At 68.2% G+C, this 25,968-nt stretch carries 26 protein-coding genes; 14 read left to right on the top strand and 12 right to left on the bottom strand.

Annotated elements, in window-relative coordinates:
• The first annotated feature begins 241 nt into the window (after positions 1 to 241).
• The 6 genes from NQ204_RS05425 to NQ204_RS05450 are packed head-to-tail and all read left to right on the top strand — an operon-like array spanning position 242 to position 6,149.
• Positions 242 to 3,070 (top strand): monovalent cation/H+ antiporter subunit A, encoded by a 2,829-nt coding sequence (locus NQ204_RS05425; RefSeq protein ID WP_256643288.1) that lies wholly within the window; start codon positions 242 to 244, stop codon positions 3,068 to 3,070.
• Positions 3,070 to 3,447, top strand: a complete 378-nt coding sequence (locus NQ204_RS05430; RefSeq protein ID WP_116862788.1) for a Na+/H+ antiporter subunit C — start codon at positions 3,070 to 3,072, stop codon at positions 3,445 to 3,447. Before NQ204_RS05425 ends, NQ204_RS05430 begins: the two co-directional genes overlap by 1 nt.
• Positions 3,444 to 4,979, top strand: a complete 1,536-nt coding sequence (locus NQ204_RS05435) for a monovalent cation/H+ antiporter subunit D (RefSeq protein WP_256643289.1) — start codon at positions 3,444 to 3,446, stop codon at positions 4,977 to 4,979. The genes NQ204_RS05430 and NQ204_RS05435 overlap by 4 nt, the downstream gene beginning before the upstream one ends.
• Positions 4,976 to 5,482 (top strand): Na+/H+ antiporter subunit E, encoded by a 507-nt coding sequence (locus NQ204_RS05440; protein WP_200732477.1) that lies wholly within the window; start codon positions 4,976 to 4,978, stop codon positions 5,480 to 5,482. The genes NQ204_RS05435 and NQ204_RS05440 overlap by 4 nt, the downstream gene beginning before the upstream one ends.
• Positions 5,479 to 5,763, top strand: a complete 285-nt coding sequence (locus NQ204_RS05445; protein ID WP_079223917.1) for a K+/H+ antiporter subunit F — start codon at positions 5,479 to 5,481, stop codon at positions 5,761 to 5,763. Before NQ204_RS05440 ends, NQ204_RS05445 begins: the two co-directional genes overlap by 4 nt.
• Positions 5,760 to 6,149: a Na+/H+ antiporter subunit G gene (locus tag NQ204_RS05450; protein WP_116862791.1), complete on the top strand. Its 390-nt coding sequence runs from the start codon at positions 5,760 to 5,762 to the stop codon at positions 6,147 to 6,149. The genes NQ204_RS05445 and NQ204_RS05450 overlap by 4 nt, the downstream gene beginning before the upstream one ends.
• Positions 6,150 to 6,259: 110 nt before the next feature.
• Here the strand turns inward: NQ204_RS05450 and NQ204_RS05455 are convergent, their stop codons facing one another.
• Positions 6,260 to 7,213, bottom strand: coding sequence for a sodium:calcium antiporter (locus tag NQ204_RS05455; RefSeq protein WP_116862792.1), 954 nt, complete (start codon positions 7,211 to 7,213; stop codon positions 6,260 to 6,262).
• 74 nt (positions 7,214 to 7,287) lie between these two features.
• Positions 7,288 to 7,926 carry a hypothetical protein gene (locus tag NQ204_RS05460; protein WP_256643290.1) on the bottom strand — a complete coding sequence of 213 codons (639 nt, stop codon included), beginning with the start codon at positions 7,924 to 7,926 and terminating at the stop codon, positions 7,288 to 7,290.
• 123 nt (positions 7,927 to 8,049) lie between these two features.
• Between NQ204_RS05460 and NQ204_RS05465 the strand changes: the two genes are divergently transcribed.
• Positions 8,050 to 8,589: a hypothetical protein gene (locus NQ204_RS05465; RefSeq protein ID WP_256643291.1), complete on the top strand. Its 540-nt coding sequence runs from the start codon at positions 8,050 to 8,052 to the stop codon at positions 8,587 to 8,589.
• A gap of 13 nt (positions 8,590 to 8,602) precedes the next feature.
• Here the strand turns inward: NQ204_RS05465 and hmgA are convergent, their stop codons facing one another.
• Positions 8,603 to 9,901: a homogentisate 1,2-dioxygenase gene (gene hmgA, locus NQ204_RS05470; RefSeq protein ID WP_116862795.1), complete on the bottom strand. Its 1,299-nt coding sequence runs from the start codon at positions 9,899 to 9,901 to the stop codon at positions 8,603 to 8,605.
• 102 nt (positions 9,902 to 10,003) lie between these two features.
• Entirely contained in the window at positions 10,004 to 11,116 is a 1,113-nt protein-coding gene (gene hppD, locus NQ204_RS05475) for a 4-hydroxyphenylpyruvate dioxygenase (RefSeq protein WP_207776453.1), read from the bottom strand.
• A 129-nt stretch (positions 11,117 to 11,245) separates the two neighbouring features.
• Between hppD and NQ204_RS05480 the strand changes: the two genes are divergently transcribed.
• Both NQ204_RS05480 and NQ204_RS05485 read left to right on the top strand, forming a co-directional pair.
• Positions 11,246 to 11,740, top strand: a complete 495-nt coding sequence (locus NQ204_RS05480; RefSeq protein ID WP_079223924.1) for a MarR family winged helix-turn-helix transcriptional regulator — start codon at positions 11,246 to 11,248, stop codon at positions 11,738 to 11,740.
• Positions 11,741 to 12,137: 397 nt separating this feature from the next.
• Entirely contained in the window at positions 12,138 to 12,377 is a 240-nt protein-coding gene (locus NQ204_RS05485) for a hypothetical protein (RefSeq protein WP_116862796.1), read from the top strand.
• An 85-nt stretch (positions 12,378 to 12,462) separates the two neighbouring features.
• On the opposite strand, the gene NQ204_RS05490 is transcribed toward NQ204_RS05485, so the two are convergent.
• The 4 genes from NQ204_RS05490 to NQ204_RS05505 all read right to left on the bottom strand — a co-directional run bounded on the left by NQ204_RS05490 (position 12,463) and on the right by NQ204_RS05505 (position 16,917).
• Entirely contained in the window at positions 12,463 to 13,590 is a 1,128-nt protein-coding gene (locus NQ204_RS05490) for a hypothetical protein (RefSeq protein ID WP_116862797.1), read from the bottom strand.
• A 141-nt stretch (positions 13,591 to 13,731) separates the two neighbouring features.
• The gene (locus tag NQ204_RS05495; RefSeq protein ID WP_256643292.1) at positions 13,732 to 14,343 is read right to left on the bottom strand and encodes a thioredoxin family protein; all 612 of its coding nucleotides are present in this window, start codon (positions 14,341 to 14,343) and stop codon (positions 13,732 to 13,734) included.
• Between the two features lie 18 nt (positions 14,344 to 14,361).
• Complete coding sequence (locus NQ204_RS05500; RefSeq protein ID WP_256643293.1) at positions 14,362 to 15,861, bottom strand: peptide MFS transporter; 1,500 nt, start codon at positions 15,859 to 15,861, stop codon at positions 14,362 to 14,364.
• A 180-nt stretch (positions 15,862 to 16,041) separates the two neighbouring features.
• A complete protein-coding gene (locus NQ204_RS05505) occupies positions 16,042 to 16,917 on the bottom strand; it encodes a tryptophan 2,3-dioxygenase (RefSeq protein WP_116862800.1) in 876 nt (291 codons plus the stop codon).
• Positions 16,918 to 17,241: 324 nt separating this feature from the next.
• Here NQ204_RS05505 and pdhA point away from each other — a divergent pair, with 324 nt between their 5' ends.
• The 4 genes from pdhA to NQ204_RS05525 are packed head-to-tail and all read left to right on the top strand — an operon-like array spanning position 17,242 to position 21,121.
• Complete coding sequence (gene pdhA, locus NQ204_RS05510; protein ID WP_108770268.1) at positions 17,242 to 18,324, top strand: pyruvate dehydrogenase (acetyl-transferring) E1 component subunit alpha; 1,083 nt, start codon at positions 17,242 to 17,244, stop codon at positions 18,322 to 18,324.
• Positions 18,317 to 19,384 carry an alpha-ketoacid dehydrogenase subunit beta gene (locus NQ204_RS05515; RefSeq protein WP_079223931.1) on the top strand — a complete coding sequence of 356 codons (1,068 nt, stop codon included), beginning with the start codon at positions 18,317 to 18,319 and terminating at the stop codon, positions 19,382 to 19,384. Before pdhA ends, NQ204_RS05515 begins: the two co-directional genes overlap by 8 nt.
• 1 nt (position 19,385) lies before the next feature.
• On the top strand, positions 19,386 to 19,739 hold the full coding sequence (locus tag NQ204_RS05520; RefSeq protein ID WP_079223933.1) for an SH3 domain-containing protein: 354 nt from the start codon (positions 19,386 to 19,388) through the stop codon (positions 19,737 to 19,739).
• Positions 19,736 to 21,121 carry a dihydrolipoamide acetyltransferase family protein gene (locus NQ204_RS05525; RefSeq protein ID WP_116862801.1) on the top strand — a complete coding sequence of 462 codons (1,386 nt, stop codon included), beginning with the start codon at positions 19,736 to 19,738 and terminating at the stop codon, positions 21,119 to 21,121. Before NQ204_RS05520 ends, NQ204_RS05525 begins: the two co-directional genes overlap by 4 nt.
• Before the next feature lie 70 nt (positions 21,122 to 21,191).
• Here NQ204_RS05525 and NQ204_RS05530 read toward each other — a convergent pair whose 3' ends face one another.
• From NQ204_RS05530 to NQ204_RS05540, 3 genes are all read right to left on the bottom strand, one after another.
• The gene (locus NQ204_RS05530) at positions 21,192 to 21,578 is read right to left on the bottom strand and encodes a VOC family protein (RefSeq protein WP_256643294.1); all 387 of its coding nucleotides are present in this window, start codon (positions 21,576 to 21,578) and stop codon (positions 21,192 to 21,194) included.
• Between the two features lie 223 nt (positions 21,579 to 21,801).
• Complete coding sequence (locus NQ204_RS05535) at positions 21,802 to 22,509, bottom strand: helix-turn-helix transcriptional regulator (protein WP_256643295.1); 708 nt, start codon at positions 22,507 to 22,509, stop codon at positions 21,802 to 21,804.
• Positions 22,509 to 23,144, bottom strand: a complete 636-nt coding sequence (locus tag NQ204_RS05540; RefSeq protein WP_116865235.1) for a Rossmann-fold NAD(P)-binding domain-containing protein — start codon at positions 23,142 to 23,144, stop codon at positions 22,509 to 22,511. The genes NQ204_RS05535 and NQ204_RS05540 overlap by 1 nt, the downstream gene beginning before the upstream one ends.
• 106 nt (positions 23,145 to 23,250) lie before the next feature.
• On the opposite strand from NQ204_RS05540, the gene NQ204_RS05545 reads away from it, so the two are divergent.
• Positions 23,251 to 24,789 carry a GGDEF domain-containing protein gene (locus NQ204_RS05545; protein WP_256643296.1) on the top strand — a complete coding sequence of 513 codons (1,539 nt, stop codon included), beginning with the start codon at positions 23,251 to 23,253 and terminating at the stop codon, positions 24,787 to 24,789.
• A 72-nt stretch (positions 24,790 to 24,861) separates the two neighbouring features.
• On the opposite strand, the gene NQ204_RS05550 is transcribed toward NQ204_RS05545, so the two are convergent.
• Positions 24,862 to 25,788, bottom strand: coding sequence for a DUF808 domain-containing protein (locus tag NQ204_RS05550; protein ID WP_256643297.1), 927 nt, complete (start codon positions 25,786 to 25,788; stop codon positions 24,862 to 24,864).
• Between the last annotated feature and the right edge of the window lie 180 nt (positions 25,789 to 25,968).

Below are 25,968 nucleotides of genomic sequence, written 5' to 3' on the forward strand. Positions count from 1 at the left end.
GCGTGAGCCGTGAAAGCCACAGCCGTTGCCACGCGGGGCGCAGGCCGCCATGCGCGGGCGTAGGGAGCCGATCCGGCAAAACCGGCGACCACACGCCGCAAGGCCCTGGAATGACCATGCCGCACCGCAAAAAAGATGAATAGCGCACGTTACATGCCGTTTGTTGCCGTTACATGGGTTTCGGCGACATTTGGCTGACTGTTAGACTCAATGACCTGCTCGTGAATCATGGATTCCCTGCATGCTGCCCAGCCTGCCCCTGCTGCTGGCCCTGCCGTTCCTGATGGCAGTGGCTGTTGCGGCCTTCCCCCGTAGTTCCCGCTCGACAGCCGCCTGGCTGGCGGCGCTGGCGCCGTTGGGCGGATTGGCCATCCTCGGCTGGCTGACCCCGGCCATCATGGACGGGCAGGTGGTCCGCAGCGTGATGCCATGGCTGCCGCAGATCGGGCTGGACTTCGCCCTGCGCCTGGACGGCCTGGCCTGGATGTTCGCCGGCATGGTGCTGGGCATCGGCGCGCTGGTGGTGCTGTACGCGCGCTACTACCTCAGCAGCCAGGACAACGCGCACCGCTTCTACTGCTACCTGCTGCTGTTCATGGGCGCCATGCTGGGCATGGTGATCTCCGGCAACCTGCTGCTGCTGATGGTGTTCTGGGAAATGACCAGCATCAGCTCGTTCCTGCTGATCGGCTTCTGGTCGCACCGCAAGGACGCCCGCGAGGGTGCGCGGATGGCGCTGGTGATCACCGGTGGCGGCGGCCTGGCCCTGCTCGGTGGCGTGCTGCTGATCGGCCGCATCGTCGGCAGCTTCGACCTGGACGTGGTGCTGGCCGCCGGCGACCAGATCCGCGCCAGCGCGCTCTATCCCTATGCCCTGTTCCTGGTGCTGGCCGGCATCTTCACCAAGAGCGCGCAGTTCCCGTTCCACTTCTGGCTGCCGCACGCGATGGCCGCGCCCACCCCGGTGTCGGCCTACCTGCATTCGGCCACCATGGTGAAGGCCGGCGTGTTCCTGCTGGCCCGCCTGCATCCGGCCCTGGCCGGCACCGACCTGTTCTTCTACACGGTCAGCGGCATCGGCGCGCTGACCCTGCTGATCGGCGCCTGGAACGCGATCTTCCAGCACGACCTGAAGGGCCTGCTGGCCTACTCGACCATTTCCCACCTGGGCCTGATCACCCTGCTGTTCGGCCTGTCCACGCCGATGGCGGTGGTCGCCGGCGTGTTCCACATCCTCAACCACGCCACCTTCAAGGCCTCGCTGTTCATGGCCGCCGGCATCATCGACCACGAGACCGGCACCCGTGATATGCGCAAGCTGGGCGGGCTGAGAAAGCTGATGCCCTTTACCAGCGCGCTGGCGATCATCGCCTCGCTGGCAATGGCCGGCATCCCGCTGCTCAACGGCTTCCTGTCCAAGGAAATGCTGTTTGCCGAGGCGCTGACCGCCGGCGGCCCGGGCACCATGCGCACCGCGGTGTCGATCGCCGCGCTGCTGGCCGGCGTGTTCGGCGTGGCCTACAGCCTGCGCTTCGTGCACGACACCTTCTTCGGCCCCGGCCCGCACGACCTGGACCGCGTGCCGCACGAGCCGCCGCGCTGGATGAAGGTGCCGGTGGAGATCCTGGTGGTGATCTGCGTGGCGGTGGGCATCGCCCCGGCACTGACCGTGGCACCGGTGCTGCATGCCGCGGCCGGCTCCATCCTCGGCAACGCCATGCCCGAGTACAGCCTGTCGGTCTGGCACGGCTTCAACCTGCCGCTGGCGATGAGCGCGATCGGCGTGGTCGGCGGGGTCGCCCTGTACTTCGGCCTGCGCAGGCTGATCAACCTGCACGGCGTGCAGAACACCGCCACCGGCCGCAACGTCTTCCATGCGCAGCTGGACACGGTGTCCGCGCTGGCCATGCGCCTCACCAACGGCATCGCCAACGGCAGCCTGCAGCGCATGCTGCTGGGCCTGGTGCTGGTGGCCATCACCGTGGCCGCCGCGCCCTACATCGCCAACCCGGCCTCGCCCAACTGGACCAGGCCGCAGCCGATCCCGCTGCTGGGCTGGGCGCTGTGGCTGGTGATGATGGCCTGCGCCGTGGCCACCCTGCGCGTCTACAAGCAGCGCCTGCTGGCCGTGCTGCTGGTCGGTGGCGTCGGCCTGATGGTCTCGCTCACCTTCGTGTTCCTGTCCGCCCCGGACCTGGCCCTGACCCAGCTGCTGGTGGAGATGGTGACCCTGGTGCTGATGCTGCTGGGCATGAACTACCTGCCCGCCCAGTCGGGGCCGGAGCGGCCACGCTGGCGCAAGCAGCGCGATGCGGTCATCGCGATCATCGCCGGTGCCGGTCTCGGTGCGCTGGCCTACAGCGCGATGACCCTGCCGCCAAACACCATGGCCGGCGAGATGCTCGCCCGCGCCCTGCCCGAGGCCTATGGGCAGAACGTGGTCAACGTGATCCTGGTCGACTTCCGCGGCTTCGATACCTTCGGTGAGATCACCGTGTTCGGCATCGCCGCGCTGGTGGTGCATGCCCTGCTGCGGCGCACGCGCATGGCCCCGGAACAGATCATGCCGGGCCCGCCGATCAAGCTGCCGGTGCCGGCCGACCTGGCCCAGATCATGTTCCCGCTCACCCTGACGGTGTCGATCTTCCTGTTCCTGCGCGGCCACAACGCACCCGGCGGCGGTTTCATCGCCGGCCTGGTGCTGGCGGTGCCGCTGCTGATCCAGTACGTGATCCAGGGCACCGCCTCGGTCGAATCGCGCTTCGGCTTCGACTACATCCGCTGCATCGGCATGGGCCTGCTGATCGCCCTGCTCAGCGGCAGCGCCTCGATGCTGTTCGGCGTGCCGTTCCTGACCAGCGGCCACCTCGACCTGCACCTGCCGCTGGTCGGTGAGGTGCCGCTGGCCAGCGCGATCGGGTTCGACATCGGCGTGTACCTGGTGGTGTTCGGCGGCGCCATGCTGATGCTGTCGATGATGGCCACCGTGAAGCCCTCGCGCACCCGCAGCGCGCGCAAGGGCGAGATCGACCTGCAACGCCGTTCGGCCCGCACCGGGGAGATGCACTGATGGAACTGGCCCTGGCCACCGCGATCGGCGTGCTGACCGCCATTGGCGTCTACCTGCTGCTGCGCGCGCGCAGCTTCGATGTGATCCTCGGCATGACCTTCCTGTCCTATGCCACCAACCTGCTGATCTTCGCCGGTGGCCGCGTGGTGCAGGGCAAGGCGCCTGTGCTGCAGGAAGGCCTGGAGAGCCACCTGGGCAACTACACCGATCCGCTGCCGCAGGCGCTGGTGCTGACCGCCATCGTCATCGCCTTTGCGATGACCGCGGTGACCATCGTGCTGGCGATGCGCAGCCGCAGCGACAACCACAGCGATCACGTGGATGCGCACGAACCGGATGATGACGCACCGCCGCGTCGGGGCGAGGACCAGGCATGAATCATCTGGTGATCCTGCCGGTCCTGGTTCCGCTGCTCGGCGCCTCGCTGTCCCTGTTCGTCGAACACCGCCGCTATGGCCCGAAGGTGCAGCGCAGCGTCGCCTGGACCGCGATGGCCGCGCTGGCCGTGGTGGTGGGCCTGCTGTTCGCGCAGACCGCCGGCGGTGACATCAACGTCTACCTGCTGGGTGACTGGCCCTCGCGGCTGGGCATCGCGCTGGTGGCCGACCGCCTGTCGGCGTGGATGCTGCTGACCACGTTGCTGCTGGCCATCCCCTGCCTGATGCATGCGTGCTCGGGCTGGGACCGGCGCGCACCGCACTTCCACGCGCTGTTCCAGTTCCAGCTGGTCGGCCTGAATGGTGCGTTCCTGACCGGCGACATCTTCAACCTGTTCGTGTTCTTCGAGGTGATGCTGATCGCCTCCTACGGCCTGCTGCTGAGCGGCGGCCGCGGCCTGCGCATGCGCATCGGCCTGCACTACGTCGTGTTCAACGTCACCGCCTCGACCCTGTTCCTGATCGCGCTGGGCCTGCTGTATGCCTCGCTGGGGTCGCTGAACATGGCCGAGCTGTCGCAGCGCATCGCCGAAGTACCGGCCTCGCAGCTGACCCTGGTGAAGGCGACCATCGGCCTGTTGCTGCTGGTGTTCTGCGCCAAGGCCGCGCTGATGCCGCTGTACCTGTGGCTGCCCGAATCCTATGCGCGTGCGCCGGCGGCGGTGGCCGCACTGTTCGCGATCATGACCAAGGTCGGCCTGTACGCGGTGCTGCGCGTGCAGATGCTGTGGTTTGGCGAGGACGCTGGCGCGCTGGCCGGCTATGGCCGCGACTGGCTGTTGTGGGCCGGCGTGGCCACGCTGGTGCTCGGCGGCCTGGGCGCGCTGGCCGCGGCCCGCCTGCGCGTGCTGATCTCCTACCTGGTCGTCGTCTCGGCGGCGACGCTGTTCATCGCCTTCGCGGTGGGCACGCCGACGGTGCTGTCGGCCGGCCTCTACTACCTGCCGCACAGCAGCTTCGTGGCGGCGGCCCTGTTCCTCATCGCCGATCTGATCCGCCGCCGCCGTGGCGGTGCCAGCGACCGCAAGGAAGTGGTGGCACCGATGCCGGGCAAGGAAACGCCGGCCGTGCTGTTCCTGATCGGCGCGGTGTCGGTGGCGGGCCTGCCGCCGCTGTCCGGCTTCCTGGCCAAGGCCGCGCTGCTGGCCGGCATGCCGGCGCAGTACACCGGCGCGGTGTGGACGGCGGTGCTGGTCAGCAGCCTGCTGGTCATCATGGGCCTGACCCGCGGCGGCATCCGCCTGTTCTGGCGCGTGCCGACGCCCGACCCGGACGCGCCGCCGCCTCGCAAGGCGCGGCTGCGCCGCATCGAGCTGTATGCCGCCTGCCTGCTGCTGGCCTACGGCGTCGGCATGGCCGTGGCCGCGGCGCCGCTGATGCGCCACACCGACGCCATCGCCGCCCAGCTGCTGCAGCCGGGTGACTACGTGCAGCAGTTGCGCGCGACCACGCCGGAGATCCGCCAGCCATGACCGCCAAGCGTTCCTTCCGCCGCCGCGTGTTCCCTTCGCCCGCCCTGAGCATGATGGTGGTGGCGTTCTGGCTGCTGATGTCCGACAGCTTCACCCTCGGGCAGATCGTGCTGGGCCTGGTGCTGGGCGTGGTGGTGCCGCTGTTCGCCGCGCGCCTGGACCGCGAGTTCGCACGCATCGGCACGCTGCGGCCGGTACCCAAGCTGCTGGTCGTCACCCTGTGGGACATCCTGATGTCCAACATCCGCGTGGCCATCCAGGTGCTCGGCCCGGAACGCAACATCCACCCCGGTTTCATCTGGTTGCCGCTGGACATCGCCAACATCCATGGCATCGCCGCGCTGACCAGCATGATCACCCTGACCCCGGGCACCGTGTCGGCCGCGCTGAGCGATGACCGCAAGTACCTGCTGGTGCACGTGCTGCACCTGGAAGACCCGCAGGAACTGATCGACACGATCAAGCGACGTTACGAAGCCCCGTTGATGGAGATCTTCCCATGACTGGATTCCAGATCATCCAGACCACCCTGGTGGTGTGCATGCACGTCGTCGGCCTGGCCATGCTGCTGGGCACCTGGCGCCTGCTGCGCGGCCCGACCGTGCCCGACCGCATCCTCGCGCTGGACACGCTGTCGGTGACCGCCATCGCCGAGCTGATGCTGTTCGGCATGTACCTCAACTCGGCCATCTATTTCGAAGCCGCGCTGGTCATTGCCATGCTCGGCTTCGGCAGCACGGTGGTGCTGAGCAAGTTCGTGCTGCGCCGGGACATCGTCGAATGATCACCTTCATCCAGATCGCCCTGTCGGTGCTGCTGCTGTTCGGCTGCTTCTTCATCCTGGTCGGTGCACTGGGGCTGGTTAAGCTGTCGACGTTCTTCAAGCGCCTGCACGCGCCGACCAAGGCCAGCACGCTGGGCGTGGGCTGCGTACTGGCGTGCTCGGTCTGTTACCACATCTTCCTGGGCCAGGACCCGCAGCCGCGCGAGCTGCTGATCACCGTGTTCCTGTTCATCACCGCGCCGATCAGCGCGCACATGATGGCCAAGGCCGCGCTGTCGCTGCTGATGGAAACCCGCCCCAGCCTGCCCGGCAACGAGCGCGCGAAGGAAGAACAGCTGCCGCCGCCGGAACCGGCGCGGGAAGAGGACGCAACGCAGAACCGGTAGGTGCCGACCGTTGGTCGGCACGCCCCGTCATCCACGCATGGCGTGGATCTACCGTAGAGCCGAGCCTGTGCTCGGCTCCGCGCAAAGTGCAGCCGAGCCTGTGCTCGGCTCTACATCACCAGCGCGATCTCCAGCCCCAGCCACGCCACGAACGCGCCCAGCAGGATCGCGCCCTCGCCGCGGCTGATCTTCAGGTCACCGCGCAGCATCGGGTACAGCACCAGGGCGAAGGCCAGCAGCGCCGGCAGTTCCAGGCGCACGAACGACGCCGGCAGCGCCAGCGGCTGCAGCAGGCCCATCGCACCGATCACCAGCAGCAGGTTGACCACGCTGGAGCCCAGCACGTGGCCCAGCACCATGTCGCCGTGGCCACGCCGCGCGGCTGCGATGGCCGCGGCTACTTCCGGCAGCGTGGTGCCGATGGCTACCGGCAGCAGGCCCACCAGCAACGGGGTCCAGCCCAGCGCCGCGCCGAAATCCGCCGCAGCGCCCACCACCAGGCGCGCGCCCCAGTAGAGCGTCAGCGCGGCAATCAGCACGCGCAGCACGTTCAGCGGCAGGCTGGTGCGGCTCAGCGCGGATTCGGCGATGACCGCCTGCACGTCCGGAGCTTCCAGGCGCCCGCGACGCAGCAGCACGATCTGCACCAGCACGAAGCCCGCCGCCAGCACGCCGGCTTCCCAGCGCTGCAGGCGACCATCCAGGCCGAACACGATCAGCAGCAGGCCGGCGGCCAGCAATGACCACCACAGCACACCCTGCAGGCGCGCGCGCAGCAGCAGCGGCGCGGCGATGGCAGCCACGGCCAGGGTCAGGCCGAGATTGGCGATGCTGCTGCCAATGGCGTTGCCCAGGGCCAGTTCCGGTTGGCCAAGGACCAGCGCGCGCGCATTGACCGCCAGTTCCGGCAGCGAGGTGGCGACGCCGAGCAGCAGCAGGCCGGCAGTGAAGGCGCTGGCGCCGAAGCGCTGGGCGAGGCCGGCGACGGCCTTGACGATGGAATCCCCGCCCAGCGCCAGCAGTAGCAGGCCAAGCAGGAACCAGGCAATTGAAATGGCGATCATCGAGCACTCCCCAGCGGTCGTGGCGCGATTCTACGCGTGACCCACCCACTGCGGGTGGGCCACGGCCGCCGTGGTCAGCCGCAGCCTTCCAGGTAGTCCACCTGCGGGGTCTGGCCGACCCGCCAGCTGCCCACTTTGCCATCGGCCCCCAGCGCGAAATCGATGATGGCTGCGCCCTCCTGGGCCGGGCGCACGCGCAGATGCTGCGCCTTCTCGTCGTACTTGTCCGGGCCGACGTCGGCGCGCTCGGGGTAGAGCAGCTGCAGTTCGCCCAAGGTCATGCCGACCTTGCCTCCCCCCGGGGCGACGATGCCGGAGCTGCGCACGTCGTAGCGCACCAGCTTGCGGCCTTCAATCATCAGGCGCGGATCCTCCGCATTCTGCGGGCGCAGGAAATAGCAGCCATCGCTGTTGTCGTCAGCCGGTAGCGGCTTGCCCGCCGCGTCCGTGCCCAAGCCCTGCAGCGGCCTGCCGAAGCCACTGCGCACATCGGCGATGGCCGCGCCCAGGCGGGCCCCGCCGAAGCCGTCCAGGCGTGCCGGGCTGTCGCTGCGCGGGTCCACCGGCGAGGTGGTGGCCAGATCGGCATCGGCCGGGGCGGTGGCGGTCGCCGTGTCCTTGGCCGGGGCGGGGCCAGCCTCGGGGCTGTCGGGGCTGCGCGAACAGGCGGCCAGCGACAGCAGCAACAGACCGGCAATCGGGAGGTGTTTCATGGCGCGGATCCTTGGCACGGGGTGGCTGCACGCTAGCGCAGCGCGCGTGCAGGCGCTGCATTGTCATCGCCGTTTCATGCCCCGCGTTCAGGCTCGGCGTGCACCGACTTGGCTGTCCCTTCCATGCAACCGCGCAAGACCGACCTCGCCCGAACCGCGCTGCAGGCCCATCGCGCGCCGCTGGACATGCGCCAGCGCCGGCTGCTGATCCTGTGCGATGGCCAGCGCAGCATTGCCGACCTGACCGGATTGATGGGCCAGGAAGCGCCTGCCATGGTGATCCAGCTGATCCAGGGGGGGTACCTGGAAACCGGCGCGGGGGCATCGCCAGCACCGTCATCCGTGCCGAAAACGACACCCCAGCCGACACCGCCGCCCCCCGCATCCCCAGCACCCGGCGTGCAGGTTGAACGCCGCCGCTCGCTGGTGGCCGCGCGCATCTACCTGCTGGGCATTCTGGAAATGCAGCGCAACCCGATGGCGGCCGCGCTGTTCCGCGACCTGCAGCAGGCCCGCGCCGAGGAAGATGTGGTGAAGGTACTGCAGGCGGCGCTGCAGGCGCTGCCGGGCATGACCTCCGACGGCTACTGCGAGCGCGTACGGCTGCGCCTGCTGGAAGCGCTGCCGACGGAGCACTGCGACGCCTTCGCGGCCACGGCCTGAAAGAGGGGACGGATCAACGGAAGTTGTTGCGCAGGCCGTTCCAGCACTGCTGGTAATCGCCCTGGCGGTGGCCGGCAGCCAGCGCCTGCGCGGTCGGGCGGATTACCGCGCGGGTCTCGAACATGAAGGCCATCGTGTCCTTGATGACATCTGCCTTGGACAGGTCGGCGTTGGATGCCTTGTCGAAGGTCGGCGCATCCGGGCCATGCCCGCTCATGCAGTTGTGCAGCGACGCACCACCGGGCACGAAGCCCTCGGCCTTGGCGTCGTAGGCACCGTGCACCAGGCCCATGAACTCGCTGGCGATGTTGCGGTGGAACCACGGCGGGCGGAACGTGTTCTGCGCCACCAGCCAGCGCGGCGGGAAGATGGCGAAATCCATGTTGCTGGTGCCGGGCGTGTCGCTGGGCGAATGCAGCACCAGGAAGATCGACGGGTCTGGATGGTCGTAGCTGATCGAGCCGATCGTGTTGAAGCGGCGCAGGTCGTAGCGGTAAGGTGCGTAGTTGCCGTGCCAGGCCACCACGTCCAGCGGCGAATGGTCGATGGGCGCGCGCCACAGGCGGCCCTCGAACTTTGCGATCAGTTCGAAATCACCGTCCACATCCTCGAATGCGGCGTGCGGGGTTTCGAAGTCGCGCGGGTTGGCCAGGCCGTTGGCGCCGATCGGGCCCAGATCCGGCAGCTTCAGCAGCGCGCCGTAGTTCTCGCAGATGTAGCCGCGGCTGGGGCCGTCGGGCAGCTCGACGCGGAAGCGCACGCCGCGCGGAATGACCGCGATCTGCTGCGGCTCGATCTCGATCACGCCCAGTTCGGTCAGCAGGCGCAGCGCGCCAAGCTGCGGCACGATCAGCAGTTCGCCGTCGGCGTTGTAGAAGTAGCGGCCGACCATGTCCCGGTTGGCGGCGTACAGATGGATGCCCACGCCGGCATGCGCATCGGGCGCGCCGTTGCCGGCCATCGTGTACAGGCCTTCGACGAAATCGGTCGGCAGTTCCGGCAGCGGCAGCGGGCTCCAGCGCAACTGGTTCGGCGACGCCGGCTGCGCGCCGAAATCACACTGCAGTTGCGATTGCGCGAACGGGGTGAATTCGCCGTGGGTCACCGCCGGGCGGATGCGGTACAGCCAGCTGCGGCGGTTGCTGCCGCGCGGCGCGGTGAACGCGGTGCCGGACAGCTGTTCGGCATACAGGCCGTGGGCCACCTTCTGCGGCGAGTTCTGCCCGACCGGCAGCGCGCCGGCGACGGCCTCGGTGGCGAATTCGTTGCCGAAGCCGGACTGGTAGCCGCGGGCGGTGAGGGCGGTGGACATGGTGGCTCCTGGAACGGCGATGCCGGAACGGAAAGCAGCCGAGCATGGCTCGGCTCTACTGGTGGGCAGCCGCCGGACGTGGCCCGGCGCTGCCGATGAACGTTACAGCACGCCGCGACGGATCTGGTCGCGCTCGATGCTTTCGAACAGCGCGGTGAAGTTGCCTTCGCCGAAGCCTTCGTTGCCCTTGCGCTGGATGATCTCGAAGAAGATCGGGCCGATGCAGTTCTGGGTGAAGATCTGCAGCAGCTTGCGCTGGTGGGTTTCCGGATCGGCGTCGATCAGGATCTTGTTCTTCGCCAGGCGCGCCACGTCTTCACCGTGGTTCGGCACGCGCTGGTCGATCACATCGAAGTAGGTTTCCGGCGTATCGAGGAAATCCACGCCCTGCGCGCGCATGGCTTCGACGGTGTCGTAGATGTTGTCGGTGAAGCAGGCGATGTGCTGGATGCCCTCGCCCTTGTACGCGTCCAGGTACTCGTTGATCTGGCTCTTCGGATCGGACGATTCGTTCAGCGGGATGCGCACGATGCCGTCCGGGGCGGTCATCGCCTTGGACACCAGGCCGGTCTTCAGGCCCTTGATGTCGAAGTAGCGGATCTCGCGGAAGTTGAACAGGCGCTCGTAGTAGTCCGACCACTGCTGCATGTTGCCGAAGTACAGGTTGTGGGTCAGGTGGTCGATGAAGGTCAGGCCGAAGCCGAACGGACGCAGGTCGGCGCCGGCGATCACTTCATAGTCGCCATCGAAGACGCTGCCGACGCTGCCGTAGCGGTCGACCAGGTACAGCATGCAATCGCCGATGCCCTTGATGACCGGGGCGTTGACGGCCTTGCTGTCCGGCTTGAAGGCGATGGCTTCGGCGCCGTTGCCCAGGGCGGTCTGGTAGACCTCCTGGCCCGGCTTCTTGAAGCGGATGGCGAAGCCGCAGGCGCACGGACCGTGCTTTTCGGCGAAGTCGGCGGCGAAGGAATCGGGGTCTTCGTTGACCAGGAAGTTGACGTCGCCCTGGCGATAGACGGTAATCGGACGCTGCTTGTGCTTGAGCACCGCGCTGAAGCCCATCTTGCGGAAGTACTCGTGCAGCTCCTGGCCACGGCCGGCCGGGGCGGCAAATTCGACGAACTCGAAGCCGTCGATGCCCATCGGGTTTTCGAAGGTGGTGACCTGCATGCCGGGGTTCGGGTGCGAGGCGGTCGGGACTGCGGTATTCATGGCGTGGCTCCGAATCGGTACCGCATCGGTACAAACCAGGTGCGGGCTAGGGTGGACCCGGCGAGAATGCAGGGTCCGGACATACCACTTATAGTTACACTTGAAACCACCAGCAAGGTGCACCGCAGCATGAGCCCAGCCGACCCCGCCTCCACCCGTGTGCGTGCCTCGCACGTCCTGCTCGACCTGGAACAGTTCCTGCCGTATCGGCTGAGCGTGCTGTCCAACCGCGTGAGCGGCAACATCGCCAAACTCTATGGCGACCGTTACGGCCTGGCCATTCCCGAGTGGCGGGTGATCACCATCCTGGCGCTGTACCCGGGGTCGTCGGCCAGTGAGGTTTCCGACCGCACGGCGATGGACAAGGTGGCGGTCAGCCGGGCGGTGGCACGCCTGCTGGAGCGCGGTTTCATCAAGCGCGAGACGCATGGCGACGACCGCCGGCGCTCGGTGCTGGCGCTGTCGGCGGCGGGTTTCGAGGTGTACGAGACGATCGCGCCGCTGGTGATCGAGATCACCCGCAAGCTGATGTCGGTGCTGAGCGAGGAAGAGGAGCAGGTGCTGGAGAAGCTGATCCTGCGGCTGGCCGGCGATGGCCTGGAGCGGATGGGCGAAGGCGTCTGAGGGGAAGGTTTTACGGGGCCCTGCCCCGGTCCCCGGTTGGGGAGACGGGGCCGTTGGCCTGTAGATCCACGCCATGCGTGGATGACGTAGCCTGCGATGCGCCGCGTGTCGCCGGCGACCACGGCGGGCCATCATTGATGACGTTGGGTGCACGCGGCTGTGGTTTCGCCGATGAACGGCGCTCGGGCCGCGTGCGTCAATGGCTGTCGGCTTTAATGCCTGATGTTTCGGGATCGGCCCGATAGCATCGTCTTGGACAGGTCGGGCCTATCCAACGGCTTCAATCGAGTGGTTTTGCCTATTGGACGAACGGCCCCACCGGGGCGAGGTTGGGTGCGCAGCGGAGCACCGCTGCCGGGGTTGAAAGCCCGTTGATCCAGGCTCAGGAAACTCCACCATGTCCCGATCCGCCCGCCGCAAGGTTCCGGCGCCCGCCCCCGTCAGCCTCGATCATGAGGCCGACCTGCAACGCATCGATGAGGCGCTGGCCACTGTGGAATCCATTGCTGATGTCTGGTTCGAGCACCATCGCCTGAAGCCCTGCCCGCCCGGATTCCTGCTGTCGCTGAACCGGCTGCGCGATTTCACCAGCTTCGCCAAGGCCTACGCGACCGCATTGCGGGTGGTGCGGGAGTAGATCCACGCCACGCGTGGATGGCGCCGATGCCGGTGCCGGCGATGGGGTCAGCCCTTTCCTGCGGAAAGGGATCCGACCGCGCTGCTCAGCTCAGGTGCTTGCGCCGTGCATGGATCCAGGGCACGGCCAACGCGGCGATGGCACCGCCGGCGAAGCCCAGCGAGGCTGCGACCGTCGCCGCTTCGATCGCACCCGGCAACGCCAGCGCGGCCGCCACCAGCAGCAGTGACGGTAGGCCGACAAAGGTGCCGAGGAAGAAGGTCCAGCGCGGCGACCAGGTGTTGAGCTGCAGCAGGCTGACCGGCTGCCAGGTTTCGGCGGCGGCGTCTTCGGCGATCTTCGCCACGACCTTGCCGAGGTCCACTTCCGGCACCAGCCGGCCCGGGCGGGCGGCGGCGATGGCTTCGGCCACCGCCTCCACCGGCGGGAAGCTGGCCGGCCAGGCGGTGGGCGCGGCCACGCCATAGGCGGTCAACAGAGGCACGCTCAGCCACGGCGCCACCAGCGGGCGCACTTTGCGGCGGCCGTACACGCACCAGATCTGCGCCTGGCCATGCGCAGTCACGCTGTACAGGGCAAGCTCGCCCGGCGGCGGGTAGCCCAGCATGGTCACCCGCGCGGCCAGGCTGTCCTGGTCCATCGCGCGCAGGAAGCCGGGGCGGCTGCGCCCTTCCTGCATAAACGCGAGACCCAGCGCACCGACCAGCCAAGCTTCGGCCACGTCCTTGCTGCCGGCCGTCGCGCGGTCATCCGCAGCCAGGTACCAGGCAAGCGATTTGGGTTCGGCCACGTCCTGCAGGCCCCAGCGGCTGTCGTCGCCCAGCACGTGGCGCACCGGCAGGCGGGCCGGCGCGGTCTCGCCACGCTCGCCGGTCTGCAGGAACGGCAGCACGCCCTGCACGAAGCTGGACAGGTCGATCGCGCGCAGGCCATTGCCCTGCCACTCCGGCGGCAGCAGGCCAGCCAGCTGGCCTTCGGCGGCGAGACGGTCCAGGCGGGCTTTCTGTTCAACCAGCTTCTGCACCGCGCCCTTCAGCACGACGTTGTCCGGCAGGGCGATCTGCGGCAGTCGGTGGCGCGGTGGAGCCAGCTCCACACCGTCCTCGCCGGTGCCTGCGTCATCCAGCAGGGCATCCTGCGGCGGCAGGCTCACCCCCTCGGGGGCAGCGTCGCTGGCCGCATCTGGCTGGCGTTGGGCGTGGTCGCTGTGCATGGGCGCTCCGGTAGGGGCAGCCGACGATCCTGTCGACTGACGTCCTTGCCGTTAGCGGCCGTGGGAGGGGTTTCTGTAGGTGGCAGGCGTGCAGCCTAGCGGCACGGCAGCCGAGCATGGCTCGACTCTACAAATACGGGGTCAGCGCTGCGGCGCCCACTTCTTCAGGAACGCCATGAACTTGCTGCGGTTGTAACCCTTGCCTTCGTTCTTGGCTTTTTCCAGCTCACCGGTGAACTGCGACTGCAGCAGGGTGCCATCCGAATCGAGCACGAACAGGTGCGGGTACCCCTTCACCTGCGGGTACTGCGAAAGGAACGCGGCGTTCTCGTTCTCTTCGCTGTAGTTGACCTTCATCCATACGTAGTTGGCATCGCGGAGGCGGCGGATCTCAGCATCGCCCTCCACGAACTGGTCCATCAGGTGGCACCAGGGGCACCACTCGCCGCCCACGTCCAGGATGATGTGCTTGCCGCCGCGCTGGGCTTCGACCTTGGCGGTTTCCAGATCGGCGGCCGGGTCGCGCGCCGGGTCGAAACTGGCATTGAGGCCGGCGATGGCGGCGATGTCGGCCGCGGCCGGGGTGTTGCCCGAGGCCACCGGCGCGCTGGGGTCAGCGGCCGGTGGCTCGGTGGGACGGGTATCGAGCGGTTGCGTCGGTTCGGCAGGCGCCGGCGGCGGTTGCTGGGAACAGGCGCTGATCAGCGCCGCACACACCACTGCCACCACTGCACTGCCAAACGTTGTACGCATGCCTACTACCCTCTGTGTTTACTTGACGCCGTGCATCAGCTTGTTGATCAGCGGGGCGATCAGGAACAGCACCACGCCGGAGCCGATCAGGGCCCAGAACCCGAAGGTATACCCCTTCAGCGCCGATTCGATCGTCATGCCGCCTTCACCGGACACTGCGCCGGCGAAGATGCCCGACAGGTTGTTGCCGATGCCGGTCGACAGGAACCAGCCACCCATGCCGAAGCCGACCAGGCGCACCGGGGCCAGCTTGGTCACCATCGACAGGCCGATCGGCGACAGGCACAGCTCGCCCACCGACTGGATGACGTAGACCATGAACAGGGTCCAGAACGGAATCTTGCCGTCCACGACCATCTGCGACAGGGCGAACATCAGCAGGGCGAAGGCGGCGCCGTTGAACAGCAGGCCCAGGCCGAACTTGCGCGGGATGGACGGATTGGCGCTGCCCATCTTGACCCAGATCCAGGCAATGATCGGCGCCAGGGCGATGATCGCCACCGAGTTGACCGACTGGAACCATGCGGTCGGGAAGGTCCAGTCGCCCATCTGGCGGTTGACGATGTTCTCGGCCAGGAAGGTGAAGGAGCTGCCGGCCTGTTCGAAGAACATCCAGAACATGACGTTGAAGGCGAAGATGATCAGCATGGCGATCACGCGGTCGCGCTGCACCTTGCCCTCGCGGATGCCTTCAACCAGCAGCAGGATGGCCAGGGCGGTGAACATCGCGCCCAGGATCCAGGCCAGCGCGGCGGCACCGGTGGCCAGCAGGAAGTACGACACCGGAATGGCGACAACCGCGCCGACCAGCACCTTGATGATCGGGCCGATGCCTTCGGCACCCACCGGCGGCGCACCAATGCCCTTCAGGCCGGCGCGACCGATGTAGAACCACACCAGCGAGACCAGCATGCCCACGCCCGAGGCGATGAACACGACCTTGTAGGACGGCATCGCATCGGTACCGAAGACCTTGCGGGCCAGGTACTCGGTCAGCACCGGGGCGATCATCGCGCCGATGTTGATGCCCATGTAGAAGATGGTGAAGCCGGAGTCGCGGCGCTCATCCTTCAGGCCGTACAGCTTGCCGACCATGGTGGAGATGTTCGGCTTGAACAGACCGTTGCCGACGATGATCGTGGCCAGGCCGAGCTTGAAGATGTGCTCCTGCGGCAGCGAGATCATGAACAGGCCGGCGGCCATGATGACCGCGCCGGTCAGGATGGATCGCTGGTAACCCAGCACCCGGTCGGCCACGTAGCCACCGAAGATCGCCGCGGCATACACCAGGGCCAGGTAGGCACCGTAGATGCGGCTGGCGTCGCCTTCACCGGCAGCGCTGCCGTTGTAGAACTGGGCGACGATGTACAGCACCAAGGCCCAGCGGATGCCGTAGAACGCAAAGCGCTCCCAGAACTCGGTCATGAACAGCATCCACAGCGGGCGCGGGTGGCCCATCGTGGTCTTGAAGTCCGGCACGGCCGGCTCTGGGGTGTTCGCAGTGGCGTTTAGGCTCATGCGGATTTCCTGGTTCGGTGGATGGACGGCACATCCGATGTGCGCTGGAGCAACGCGCGAGCATCACCGACTTCTGGCGTTCACGTCAAATACACGCCGTTTGAGGCAGGTCACGGCCTGCTCGCTGAACTTGCATCTGAAACGATCCAGCCCGTTGCCGGCAGCCTTGCTGAATGGGGCTCAGGCCAGGTCGGCCGGCGGCGCGACCTGCAGGCTGGTGCGCACCTGGAACAGCTCGGGGAAGAAGGTCAGCTCCAGCGCCTGTCGCAGGAAGGCCACCCCGGACGAACCCCCGGTGCCGCGCTTGAAGCCGATCACCCGCATCACGGTGCGCATGTGGCGGAAGCGCCACAGCTGGAAGGCGGTTTCCAGGTCCACCAGGTCCTCGCACAGCGAGTACTCGCGCCAGTAGCGGTCGGTGTCCTGGTAGATGCGGGCGAACACCGGCTGCAGGCTGTCATCGGACACGTGCGGCTGGGTCCAGTCGCGGTCGCTGTAGAGGTCGGGGATATCGTGGCCGAAGCGCGCCAAATACTTCAGGAATTCCTCGTACAGGCTCGGCGCTTCCAGCACGGTGCGCAGCTGCGCCTGGCCGTCCACGTCGTGCTCGAACACCTGCAGCATCTGCGCGTTCTTGTTGCCCAGCAGGAACTCGATGTAGCGGTACTGCAGCGACTGGAAGCCCGAGGACGGGCCCAGCACGTCGCGGAAGCCCATGTACTCGGACGGGGTCAGCGTTTCCAGCACCGACCACTGCTCGGTCAGCTGGCGCAGCACCTGCTTGCTGCGCGCCAGCACCTTGCGGCACTGCCAGACTTCGTCGCGCTGCAGGAAGCCGATCGCCGCACGCAGCTCATGGCCCAGCAGCTTCAGCCACAGCTCCGAGGTCTGGTGCTGGATGATGAAGAGCATCTCGTCGTGGTGCGGCGGGTTGGACAGCGGCTGCTGCGCGGTCAGCAGCTGGTCCAGGCGCAGGTAGCCGCCGTAGGTCAGGCGCCCCTGCAGGTCGGTGTGGATGCCGGCTTCGAGATCGCGTTGGTTGTTGTCGACGGACATGTGCGGGACCAGATCAGGGGCGGCAAGGGTAGCGCGTTGCCTGCCGTGCGGGCAGCCGGGCGACCGTACCGGGGCGTGCGGTGGGCCTGTGGAACCGCCGTTGCGCGTGGAACCGTTTGCGGCGTTGCGCCGGCAGTCAGCCAAAGGCTTATTCTGACGCTTTGCAGCAACGACTGAATACGTTGTTGTTATTGGCCCCCCAGCTATCGCCAGGGGTACAAAGGGGAATCCCCGTGTTGCGCCGCAGGAAGGCTATTTCGTACGCAATCCTTAACATGGCGATTCATATCATTTGTAACTTCTCTGTCGAAGGTGCAGTACGCAATGACGGTTGCCGCTGAGTTCAAGATCGAATACCTGCAGTACCTGGACGCGGACGGCAAGCTCGTCCGTGACGACCTGCCCGCATCCCTGAAGGATCCGGCCGTCCTGGTGCCGCTGTTCAAGCAGATGCTGTACGTACGCACGTTCGACAGCAAATCCATCGCGCTGCAGCGCACCGGCAAGCTCGGCACCTACGCCGCCTGCCTGGGCCACGAGGCCGCGCACGTCGGCATCGGCGCGGCGATGAAGGCCGGCGACGTGTTCGCGCCCAGTTACCGCGAATACGGTGCCATGTTCATGCGTGGCGTACGCCCGTACGACGTGCTGATGTACTGGGGCGGCGACGAGCGCGGCAACGACTACACCGGCAACGCGGTGAAGGACTTCCCGTTCTGCGTGCCGATCTCCACCCAGTGCCTGCACGCTGCCGGCGCTGCGCTGAAGTTCAAGCTCAACAACGAACCGCAGATCGCGGTGGCGGTGTGCGGCGATGGCGGCAGCTCGAAGACCGACTTCTATGCCGCGCTCAACTCGGCCGGCGCTTACAAGCTCCCGCTGATCCTGTGCATCGTCAACAACGGCTGGGCGATCTCGGTGCCGCGTTCGGCCCAGACCGGTGCCGAAACCCTGGCCCAGAAGGGCCTGGCCGGCGGCCTGCACTGCCTGCAGGTGGACGGCAACGACCTGATCGCAGTGCTGGCCGCGATGGAACAGGCCCGCGAACGCGGCCTGGCCGGCGAAGGTGGCACCGTGCTGGAACTGCTGACCTACCGCCTGTCCGACCACACCACCGCCGACGACGCACGCCGTTACCGCGACGACGCCGAGGTGAAGGACGCCTGGACCCGTGAGCCGATGCTGCGCCTGCGCAAGTACCTCATCGCCAACGGCGTGTGGAGCGACGACGAAGAAAAGACCTGGGTCGAGCAGTGCGCGGCCAAGGTGGACGAGGAAGTGAACCAGTACCTCAACACCCCGGTGCAGCCGGTCGAGGCGATGTTCGACTACCTGTATGCCGATCCGCCGGCGGACCTGCTGGCCCAGCGCGCGGCCGCCATTGCCCTGGAGCAGCGCCATGGATGACATCAAGACGGGCGCATCCGCTTCCCAGGCCAATGCCGCCGACAGCGCCGCTGTCGCCGGTGGAGATATCGCAATGACCGCTACCCCCATCACCCTGATCGAAGCCATCACCCAGGCCCTGGCCTGGGAGCTGGAACACGACCCGTCGGTGCTGGTGCTGGGCGAGGACGTGGGCGTCAACGGCGGCGTGTTCCGCGCCACCGCCGGCCTGCAGCAGCGCTTCGGTTCGCAGCGCATCCTCGACACCCCGCTGGATGAAACCACCATCGCCGGCCTCACCGTCGGCCTGGCCGCGCAGGGCATGAAGCCGGTGGCCGAAGCCCAGTTCGACGGCTTCGTCTACCCGATGGTCGACCACATCATCTGCCACGCCGCGCGCCTGCGTACCCGTACCCGTGGCCGCCTGCACTGCCCGATGGTGCTGCGCGTGCCGTGGGGCGGTGGCATCCGCGCGCCGGAACACCACAGCGAAGCCAACGAATCGATCTTCACCAACGTGCCGGGCCTGCGCGTGGTGTTGCCGTCCAGTCCGCAGCGTGCCTACGGCCTGCTGCTGGCCGCCATGCGTGATCCCGACCCGGTGATCTACATGGAGCCCAAGCGCATCTACCGCCAGTACAAGGAAGTGGTCGTCAACGACGGCGAAGCCTTGCCGCTGGACGTGTGCTTCGTGCTGCGCGACGGCACCGACGTGACCCTGGTGGCCTGGGGCGCCCAGGTGAAGGAAGCGCTGGAAGCGGCCGACAAGCTGGCCGGCGAAGGCATCAGTGCCGAAGTCATCGACGTGGCCACGCTGCGTCCGCTGGACTTCGCCACCATCGCCGAATCGGTGGCCAAGACCGGCCGCTGCGTGGTCGTACAGGAAGCCCCGAAGACCGCGGGTTTCGGTGCCGAAATCGCCGCGCGCCTCGCCGAGGAATCCCTGTACGACCTGCTGGCCCCGGTCGAGCGCGTTACCGGCTACGACACCCACATTCCGCTGTTCCGCCTGGAAATGAAGTACCTGCCCAGCGTGGACCGGATCGTGACCGCGGCCAAGCGCGCGGTGGCGGCAGGCTGACATGCGGGCACGGCTCCTTGGGGCTTACCGCAGCCAGTATTCCAATCCACTCCGGTTCCGCACCGGCCAGATCGTCGAAGTCGGTGTACGTGACGAGGAATGGCCGGCGTTTGCCTGGGTACGCACCAACGATGGGCGCGCTGGATGGGCGCCCGTCGCCTGGCTGCAGCTGCTGGATGATGGCCGCGCCGAAGCCCTGCGCGACTACGACGCCCGCGAGCTGGATGTGGAAAACGGCGAGATGGTGAAGCTGCATCATGAACATGGTGGGTGGTGGTGGTCCGAGCGCGCGAATGGCGCGACGGGCTGGCTGCCGGCCCGCGAACTGGAACTGCTGGAAGAGAACTGCACATGAGCCAGACCAAGAATTTCAACCTGCCCGACCTGGGTGAAGGCCTGCCGGACGCGACCATCGTCGAGTGGTTCGTCAAGGAGGGTGACGTGATCAAGCTGGACGCGCCGCTGGTGTCGATGGAGACCGCCAAGGCCGTGGTGGAAGTGCCCTCGCCGGTGTCCGGCACGGTGCTGAAGCTGTCCGGCGCCGCCGGCGACATCATCCCGACCGGTGCCGTGCTGGCCACCTTCGAGATCGACCCGAACCTGCCGCAGCGCGCCGATGGCCAGGACACCGGCCACAGCCACGGGCACGCCCCAGCGGCCCCGGCCGCACCGAACCCGCCGCCGCTGCCGGCCGCTGCCGCCCCGGTGGCAGCCGCTACCGAAGAAAAGGCCGAGCGCGATGACGCCGGCACCGTGGTCGGCGCGATGCAGAGCTCCAATGCCGTGCACACCGAACAGGCGCTGGCCGTCGGCGGCGTCAAGGCCGTGCCCGCCGTGCGTGCCACCGCGCGCAAACTGGGCGTGGATCTGGCCCGCGTACGTGCCACCGGCGCCGATGGCGCGGTGACCATGGCCGACGTCAAGCAGGCTGCGGCCGACGGCAGCGCCAAGCTCGGCGCTGCGCCGGCCGTGGTGGCTGCCGCTGCCTATGCCGCGCCGGCCCCGGCCCAGGTGGCCGCCCCGGTGCAGAGCGAAGCCCGCACCCCGCTGTCCGCCGCCGGCAAGCCGATGCGCACCCAGCCGCCGGGCGTGGTCGCCAAGGGCCAGCCGGAACCGCTGAAGGGCGTGCGCCGCAACATGGCACGCGTGATGGCCGACGCGCACAGCAAGGTCGTGCCGACCACGCTGAACGACGACGCCGACATCCACGCCTGGCTGCCTGGCAACGACGTCACCGCCCGCCTGGTGCGCGCGATCGTGGTCGCCGCGCAGAAGGTGCCGGCGATGAACGCTTGGTTCGACGGTGAAGCGCTGACCCGCACCCTGCACGCGCAGGTGGACATCGGCATCGCCGTGGACACCGACGACGGCCTGTTCGTGCCGGCGCTGCGCAATGCCGACATGCTCGATGCCCGTGGCATCCGCGAAGGTGTAAACCGCCTGCGCGAGCAGGTGGAAGCCCGCTCGATCGCCGCCTCGGAACTGAGCGGATACACCATCTCGCTGTCCAACTTCGGCATGTTCGCCGGCCGCTACGCGACCCCGGTCGTGGTGCCGCCGTGCGTGGCCATCATCGGTGCCGGCCGTGCCCGCCACCAGATGACCCCGGTGATGGGTGGCGTGGAAGCCCACAAGGTCATCCCGCTGTCGGTGACCTTCGACCACCGCGCCGCCACCGGCGGTGAAGCGGCCCGCTTCCTGCGCGCGATGATGGATGATCTTGCGCTGGCCAGCTGATCGCCCCCCCCGCTGGAAAACGAAAAACGCCGGGCACTGCCCGGCGTTTTTTATGGCTGCGCTGTAGCGGTCAATCGCGCGCGACCATGCCCTCGGCACGGCTGTACACGCGCAGGCGATGGCCATCGGGATCGACGCCGACGAAGGTGTGGCCGAATTCCAGGGTGACCGGTGCCTGGGTGATCTGCACGCCAAGTGCGCGCCAGGCGTCATGCAGCTGCTGCACTTCAGCGGGGCTGGCGGCCACCATCGCCAGCTCGGCGGCGCCGGCCTCGGCGGTGACCTGTGGCAGCACGCCGTCGCGCTGCCACAGGCCCAGGGCCGCGCCATCGCCGAGCAGGAACAGGGCGAAGCCGGGCGACTGCTCGACCGGCGGCGTGCCGAGGATGCCGCTGTAGAACGTGGCACTGGCCGCGACATCGCGCACGTACTGCAGCAGGGTGCTGGGCTTGAACATGGGGAACCTCCGTTGTTGGGAGCGCCCATGGTGGTGCGGGCCTGCTGACAGATCCTGTCAGCAGCGTTGACGGCGCTGGCCTGCGCTTCTGCCCTGGTAGAGTCGACTGTCAGTCGACTTCTCCTGCGTGAAAATCCCGCGCTTCGCGCGATAGTCGACTAGCAGTCGACGCTGCCCCCGGCGTTTCGTACGCCGCCGGTTCCGGGCAGTGCGCCCTTGCGGCTCACGCCCGGTCCAGCCAATCCGGGGCGATGCCCTGCGCTTTCTGCCAGCGGCGCAGCAACGTGCCGCGCGGCACGAGGTAGCGCTCTTCCAGCGTGCGCACCCGCCGGATGCGGTCCAGGCGGAAATGGCGGAAATCCTCGCGGCCCTCGCACCACGCCGCCAACACCACCACCTCATCGAAGTAGCCCAGCGCGAACGGCCAGACCACGCGCTCGGTGCGCTGCCCCTGCGCATCTTCATAGGCAAACTGCAGCCGCTGCTGCGCCCCCACGGCTTCGCGCACCGCCTGCAGCCGCACCGCCGCCACCGTCGCTCTGGCCTTCGAGGGACCGATACGCAGGCCGCTGTCGCGCAGCGCTTCACGGCGTGCGGCGGGCAGTACATGGGCGATGCGTGCCAGGGCATCACGGGCGGCATCAGCCAACGCCGGCTCGGTGCGCGCGGCCACCCAGCGCAGCCCCAGCACCAGCGCATCAATCTCGGCCGGCGGCAGGGTCATCGGTGGCAGCACGTCACCGGGTATCAACTGGTAACCCACGCCGGCCTCGCCGCGCAGGTCGGCGCCCTGCGCGCGCAGGGACTCGATGTCGCGGTACAGCGTTCGCAGGCTGATGCCCAGTGCTTCGGCCAGGGTCTGCCCGGCCACCGGCCGGCGGTGCCGGCGCAGCAGCTGCAGCAGCTGGGTCAGGCGCAACGCACGCGACATCAGCCGGCCAGCGCGCTGGACGCCACCACATGCTCGCCCGGCGGCGGTGCCAGTGCGGCATCCACAAGCGCCCTGGCAATGCGGCTGGCCGGATTGATCCGCCAGGCCAGCGGCAGCACCGGCCCGAGCACGCCCAGCACCTGCAGGGCGAAGTGCTCGCCGCGACGCACCTGCTGCCGCTGCCCGCCAATCAGGCCCGGCCGCACCAGGGTCAGCGAGGCGAAGCCCAGTGCGCGCAGGTCGCGCTCCAGCTCGCCTTTGACCCGGTTGTAGAAGATGGCCGAACCCGCGTTGGCGCCGGCGGCGGAGTTCAGCACGAAGGCACGCGCACCCTGGGTTCGGGCCAGGCGGGCGAAGGCCAGCGGGTAATCGTGGTCGATGCGATGGAAGGCCTCGCGGCTGCCCGCCTGGGCCATCGTGCTGCCCAGCGCGCAGATCACTGCATCCACCTGCGCCCAGTCCGGTGCATCGGGCAGGGCGTCGAACTGCAGCACCGGGGCATGCAGTTTCGGATGGCTCAGGCCCAGCGGGCGCCGGGTCGGGGCCACCACCGCGCGGCACAGCGGGTCATCCAGCAGCATCGGCAGGGCCAGCCCGCCGACCAGGCCGGTCGCCCCCAGCAACATCACGCGCATACCCACCTCTCCTACGGCATCCTGTCGTCCATCGTAGCCGTTCAAGCCGTCGGCGGCCGCGCCGATATGCTGTCACCAGTCCCTGCCAGCCCCAGGATTTTTTGCCATGACGGACCAGCCCGACCACCGCCCTGCCCCCGGTACCGCCCTGGGACCGCCGGCGCACGTGCGTGCGGTGTCCGACGATGGCCGCGGTGACCGGGTGGTCCTGCAGGGCGGCACGGCCGTGGCGCTGCAGCAGCTGTTCGCCGGCGCCGATGCGCCCGAGCCGCTGCTGGCCGCCTTCGCCAATGGCATGGCCACCCTGCCCGGCGAGCTGGGCGACATGGGTGACCGCCTGCAGTCGGCCCAGGCCAGCGCCGACTGGCCGCGCTACGGTCGGGCAATGCGGCAGCTGATCGACAAGTACATCCGCACCATCGAGCAGCACTCGCCCGATGGCCAGCCCGACAGCCTGCGCCTGTCCGAACAGCTGCGCCTGCTGCTGGGTGGCGCGGTGGTGTCGCTGCTGCTGCACGACCCGGACCTGCGCGAGCAGGCCCAGGCGCTGGCCGGAAAGCTGCGGCAATGGCAGCCCGGTGCACCGCTGGAGCCCATCGAACAGGGCGTGCGCGAGCTGGGCCACCAGGTAGGCGTGCGTGCGGAAAGCTGGCAGGAACAGCAGGCCCTGCTGCTGGAACTGTTCGCCCTACTGCTGGAGAACGTCAGCGAGCTGCTGGATGACCGCAGCTGGCTGCAAGGCCAGATCGCCGCGGTACGCCAGCTGCTGGCCGGCCCGCTGGAAGCGGAGTCGGTCGAGCGCACGCGCGCCGAGCTGCGCGAGGTGATCTACAAGCAGGGGCTGCTGCGCCAGGGCATCGATGATTCCAAGGCGGCGATGCGCGGCCTGATGGGCGAGTTCATCGAGCGCATGGATGGCATGGCCGCCAGCACCGGGGAATACCACGACCGCATCGGCACCTATGCCCTGCAGCTGCGCGAGGCACGCAGCATCGCCGACCTCAACCAGCTGCTGCAGGAAGTGATGCATGACACCGGCAAGGTAAAGCAGCAGGCCGCACAGGCGCGCGACCACCTGGCCAGTGCGCGGCAGGAAGTGGAGCGCGCCGAGCGGCGCATCAGCGAACTGGAGCAGGAACTGCGCGAGGCCGGCGACCTGGCCCGCATCGATCCGCTGACCCAGGCACTGAACCGCCGTGGCCTGGACGAGATGCTGCAGCGGGAAATGGCCCGCGCGGCGCGCAACAACACGCCGCTGGGCCTGGCGGTAATCGACCTGGATGACTTCCACCAGACCAACGATGCCCACGGCCATGCCGGTGGCGATGCGCTGCTGCAGCACCTGGTGTCGACCTGCCGGCTGCTGCTGCGCGCCACTGATGGCGTCGCCCGCCTCGGCGGTGATGAATTCGTGCTGCTGCTGCCGGAAACCCCGGGCGCCGACAGCATGGCCACGGTGCAGCGCCTGCAGCGTTCACTGGCCCATCGCGTGCTGACCGTGCAGGACAAGCGCGTACCGGTGCACTTCAGCGCCGGCCTGGCGCAGTGGCAGCCCGGCGATGATGCCGAGGCCCTGCTGCGACGCGCAGATGAGGCGCTGTACGTGGCCAAGCGCCAGGGCAAGAGCCGGGTGCAGGCGGGGTAGTCCGCTCCGCCGGGCATGGCCCGGCGGCGGCGGTTGGCGGGTGCCGACCGTTGGTCGGCCCCCCCCCTTCGCTTACTTCCCGCGCAGCTTCTGGATGCCGGTCACTGCGGCCAGCACGATCGCACCGGCAACGATGCCGACCACCATGTTCGCTGCGGCACTGATCAGCCAGCCCCACTGCCCTTCGCCACCGAAGCCCTGCACCGCGTGATGCAGCGCCGGCACGTTGTGCACGAGGATGCCGCCACCGACCAGGAACATGGCGATGGTGCCGGCCACCGACAGGAACTTCATCAGCCACGGCGCGGACACCACCAGGCCACGACCAAACGCAGCCACCGCCCCGCCCTTGCGCGACAGGTACAGGCCCACGTCATCAAGCTTCACGATGCCGGCCACCAGCCCGTAGACGAACACCGTCATCGCCACGGCCACCACGGCCAGCGTCACGAGCTGCTGGGTGAAGGCCGCGGTGGCGACCACGCCCAGGGTCAGCACGATGATCTCGGCCGACAGAATGAAGTCGGTGCGGATGGCACCCTTCACCTTGTCCTTCTCCCACGCCACCATGTCCACCTGCGCATCGGCCAGCGCCTTGCGCCGCTCGGCCTGGTGCTCGGCGTCCTCATCGGCCGAGTGCAGGAAGCGGTGCGCCAGCTTCTCCACGCCTTCAAAGCACAGGAAGGCGCCGCCGATCATCATCAGCGGCACGATCAGCGGCACGTTCCAGCCGCGGCTGTGCAGCCAGGCTTCCAGCGCGCTGATCGCCAGCGCCGCCGGCACCAGGATCACCTTGTTCACCAGCGACCCCTTGGCCACCGCCCACACCACTGGCAGTTCGCGGTTGGCGTTGACGCCGGTCACCTGCTGCGCGTTCAGCGCCAGGTCGTCGCCCAGGACGCCGGCGGTTTTCTTCGCGGCGACCTTGGTGAGGATCGAGACGTCGTCGAGCAGGGTGGCGATATCGTCGAGCAGGGCAAACAGGCTGGCACCGGCCATGGTGGATCCAAAGAGGGGATGGGCGGATTCTGACTGATCCGGTGCCTGCTGCGGTAGCGGGTTCACTGCGTGCCTACCGTCCCCCGGCCACACTGCAGGGCCACGGTAGTGGGGGGGGGGGGGGGGGGGGGGGGGGGGGGGGGGGGGGGGGGGGGGGGGGGGGGGGGGGGGGGGGGGGGG

This window comes from Stenotrophomonas testudinis, from assembly GCF_024499815.1.
In the GTDB taxonomy this organism is placed as follows: Bacteria; Pseudomonadota; Gammaproteobacteria; order Xanthomonadales; family Xanthomonadaceae; genus Stenotrophomonas.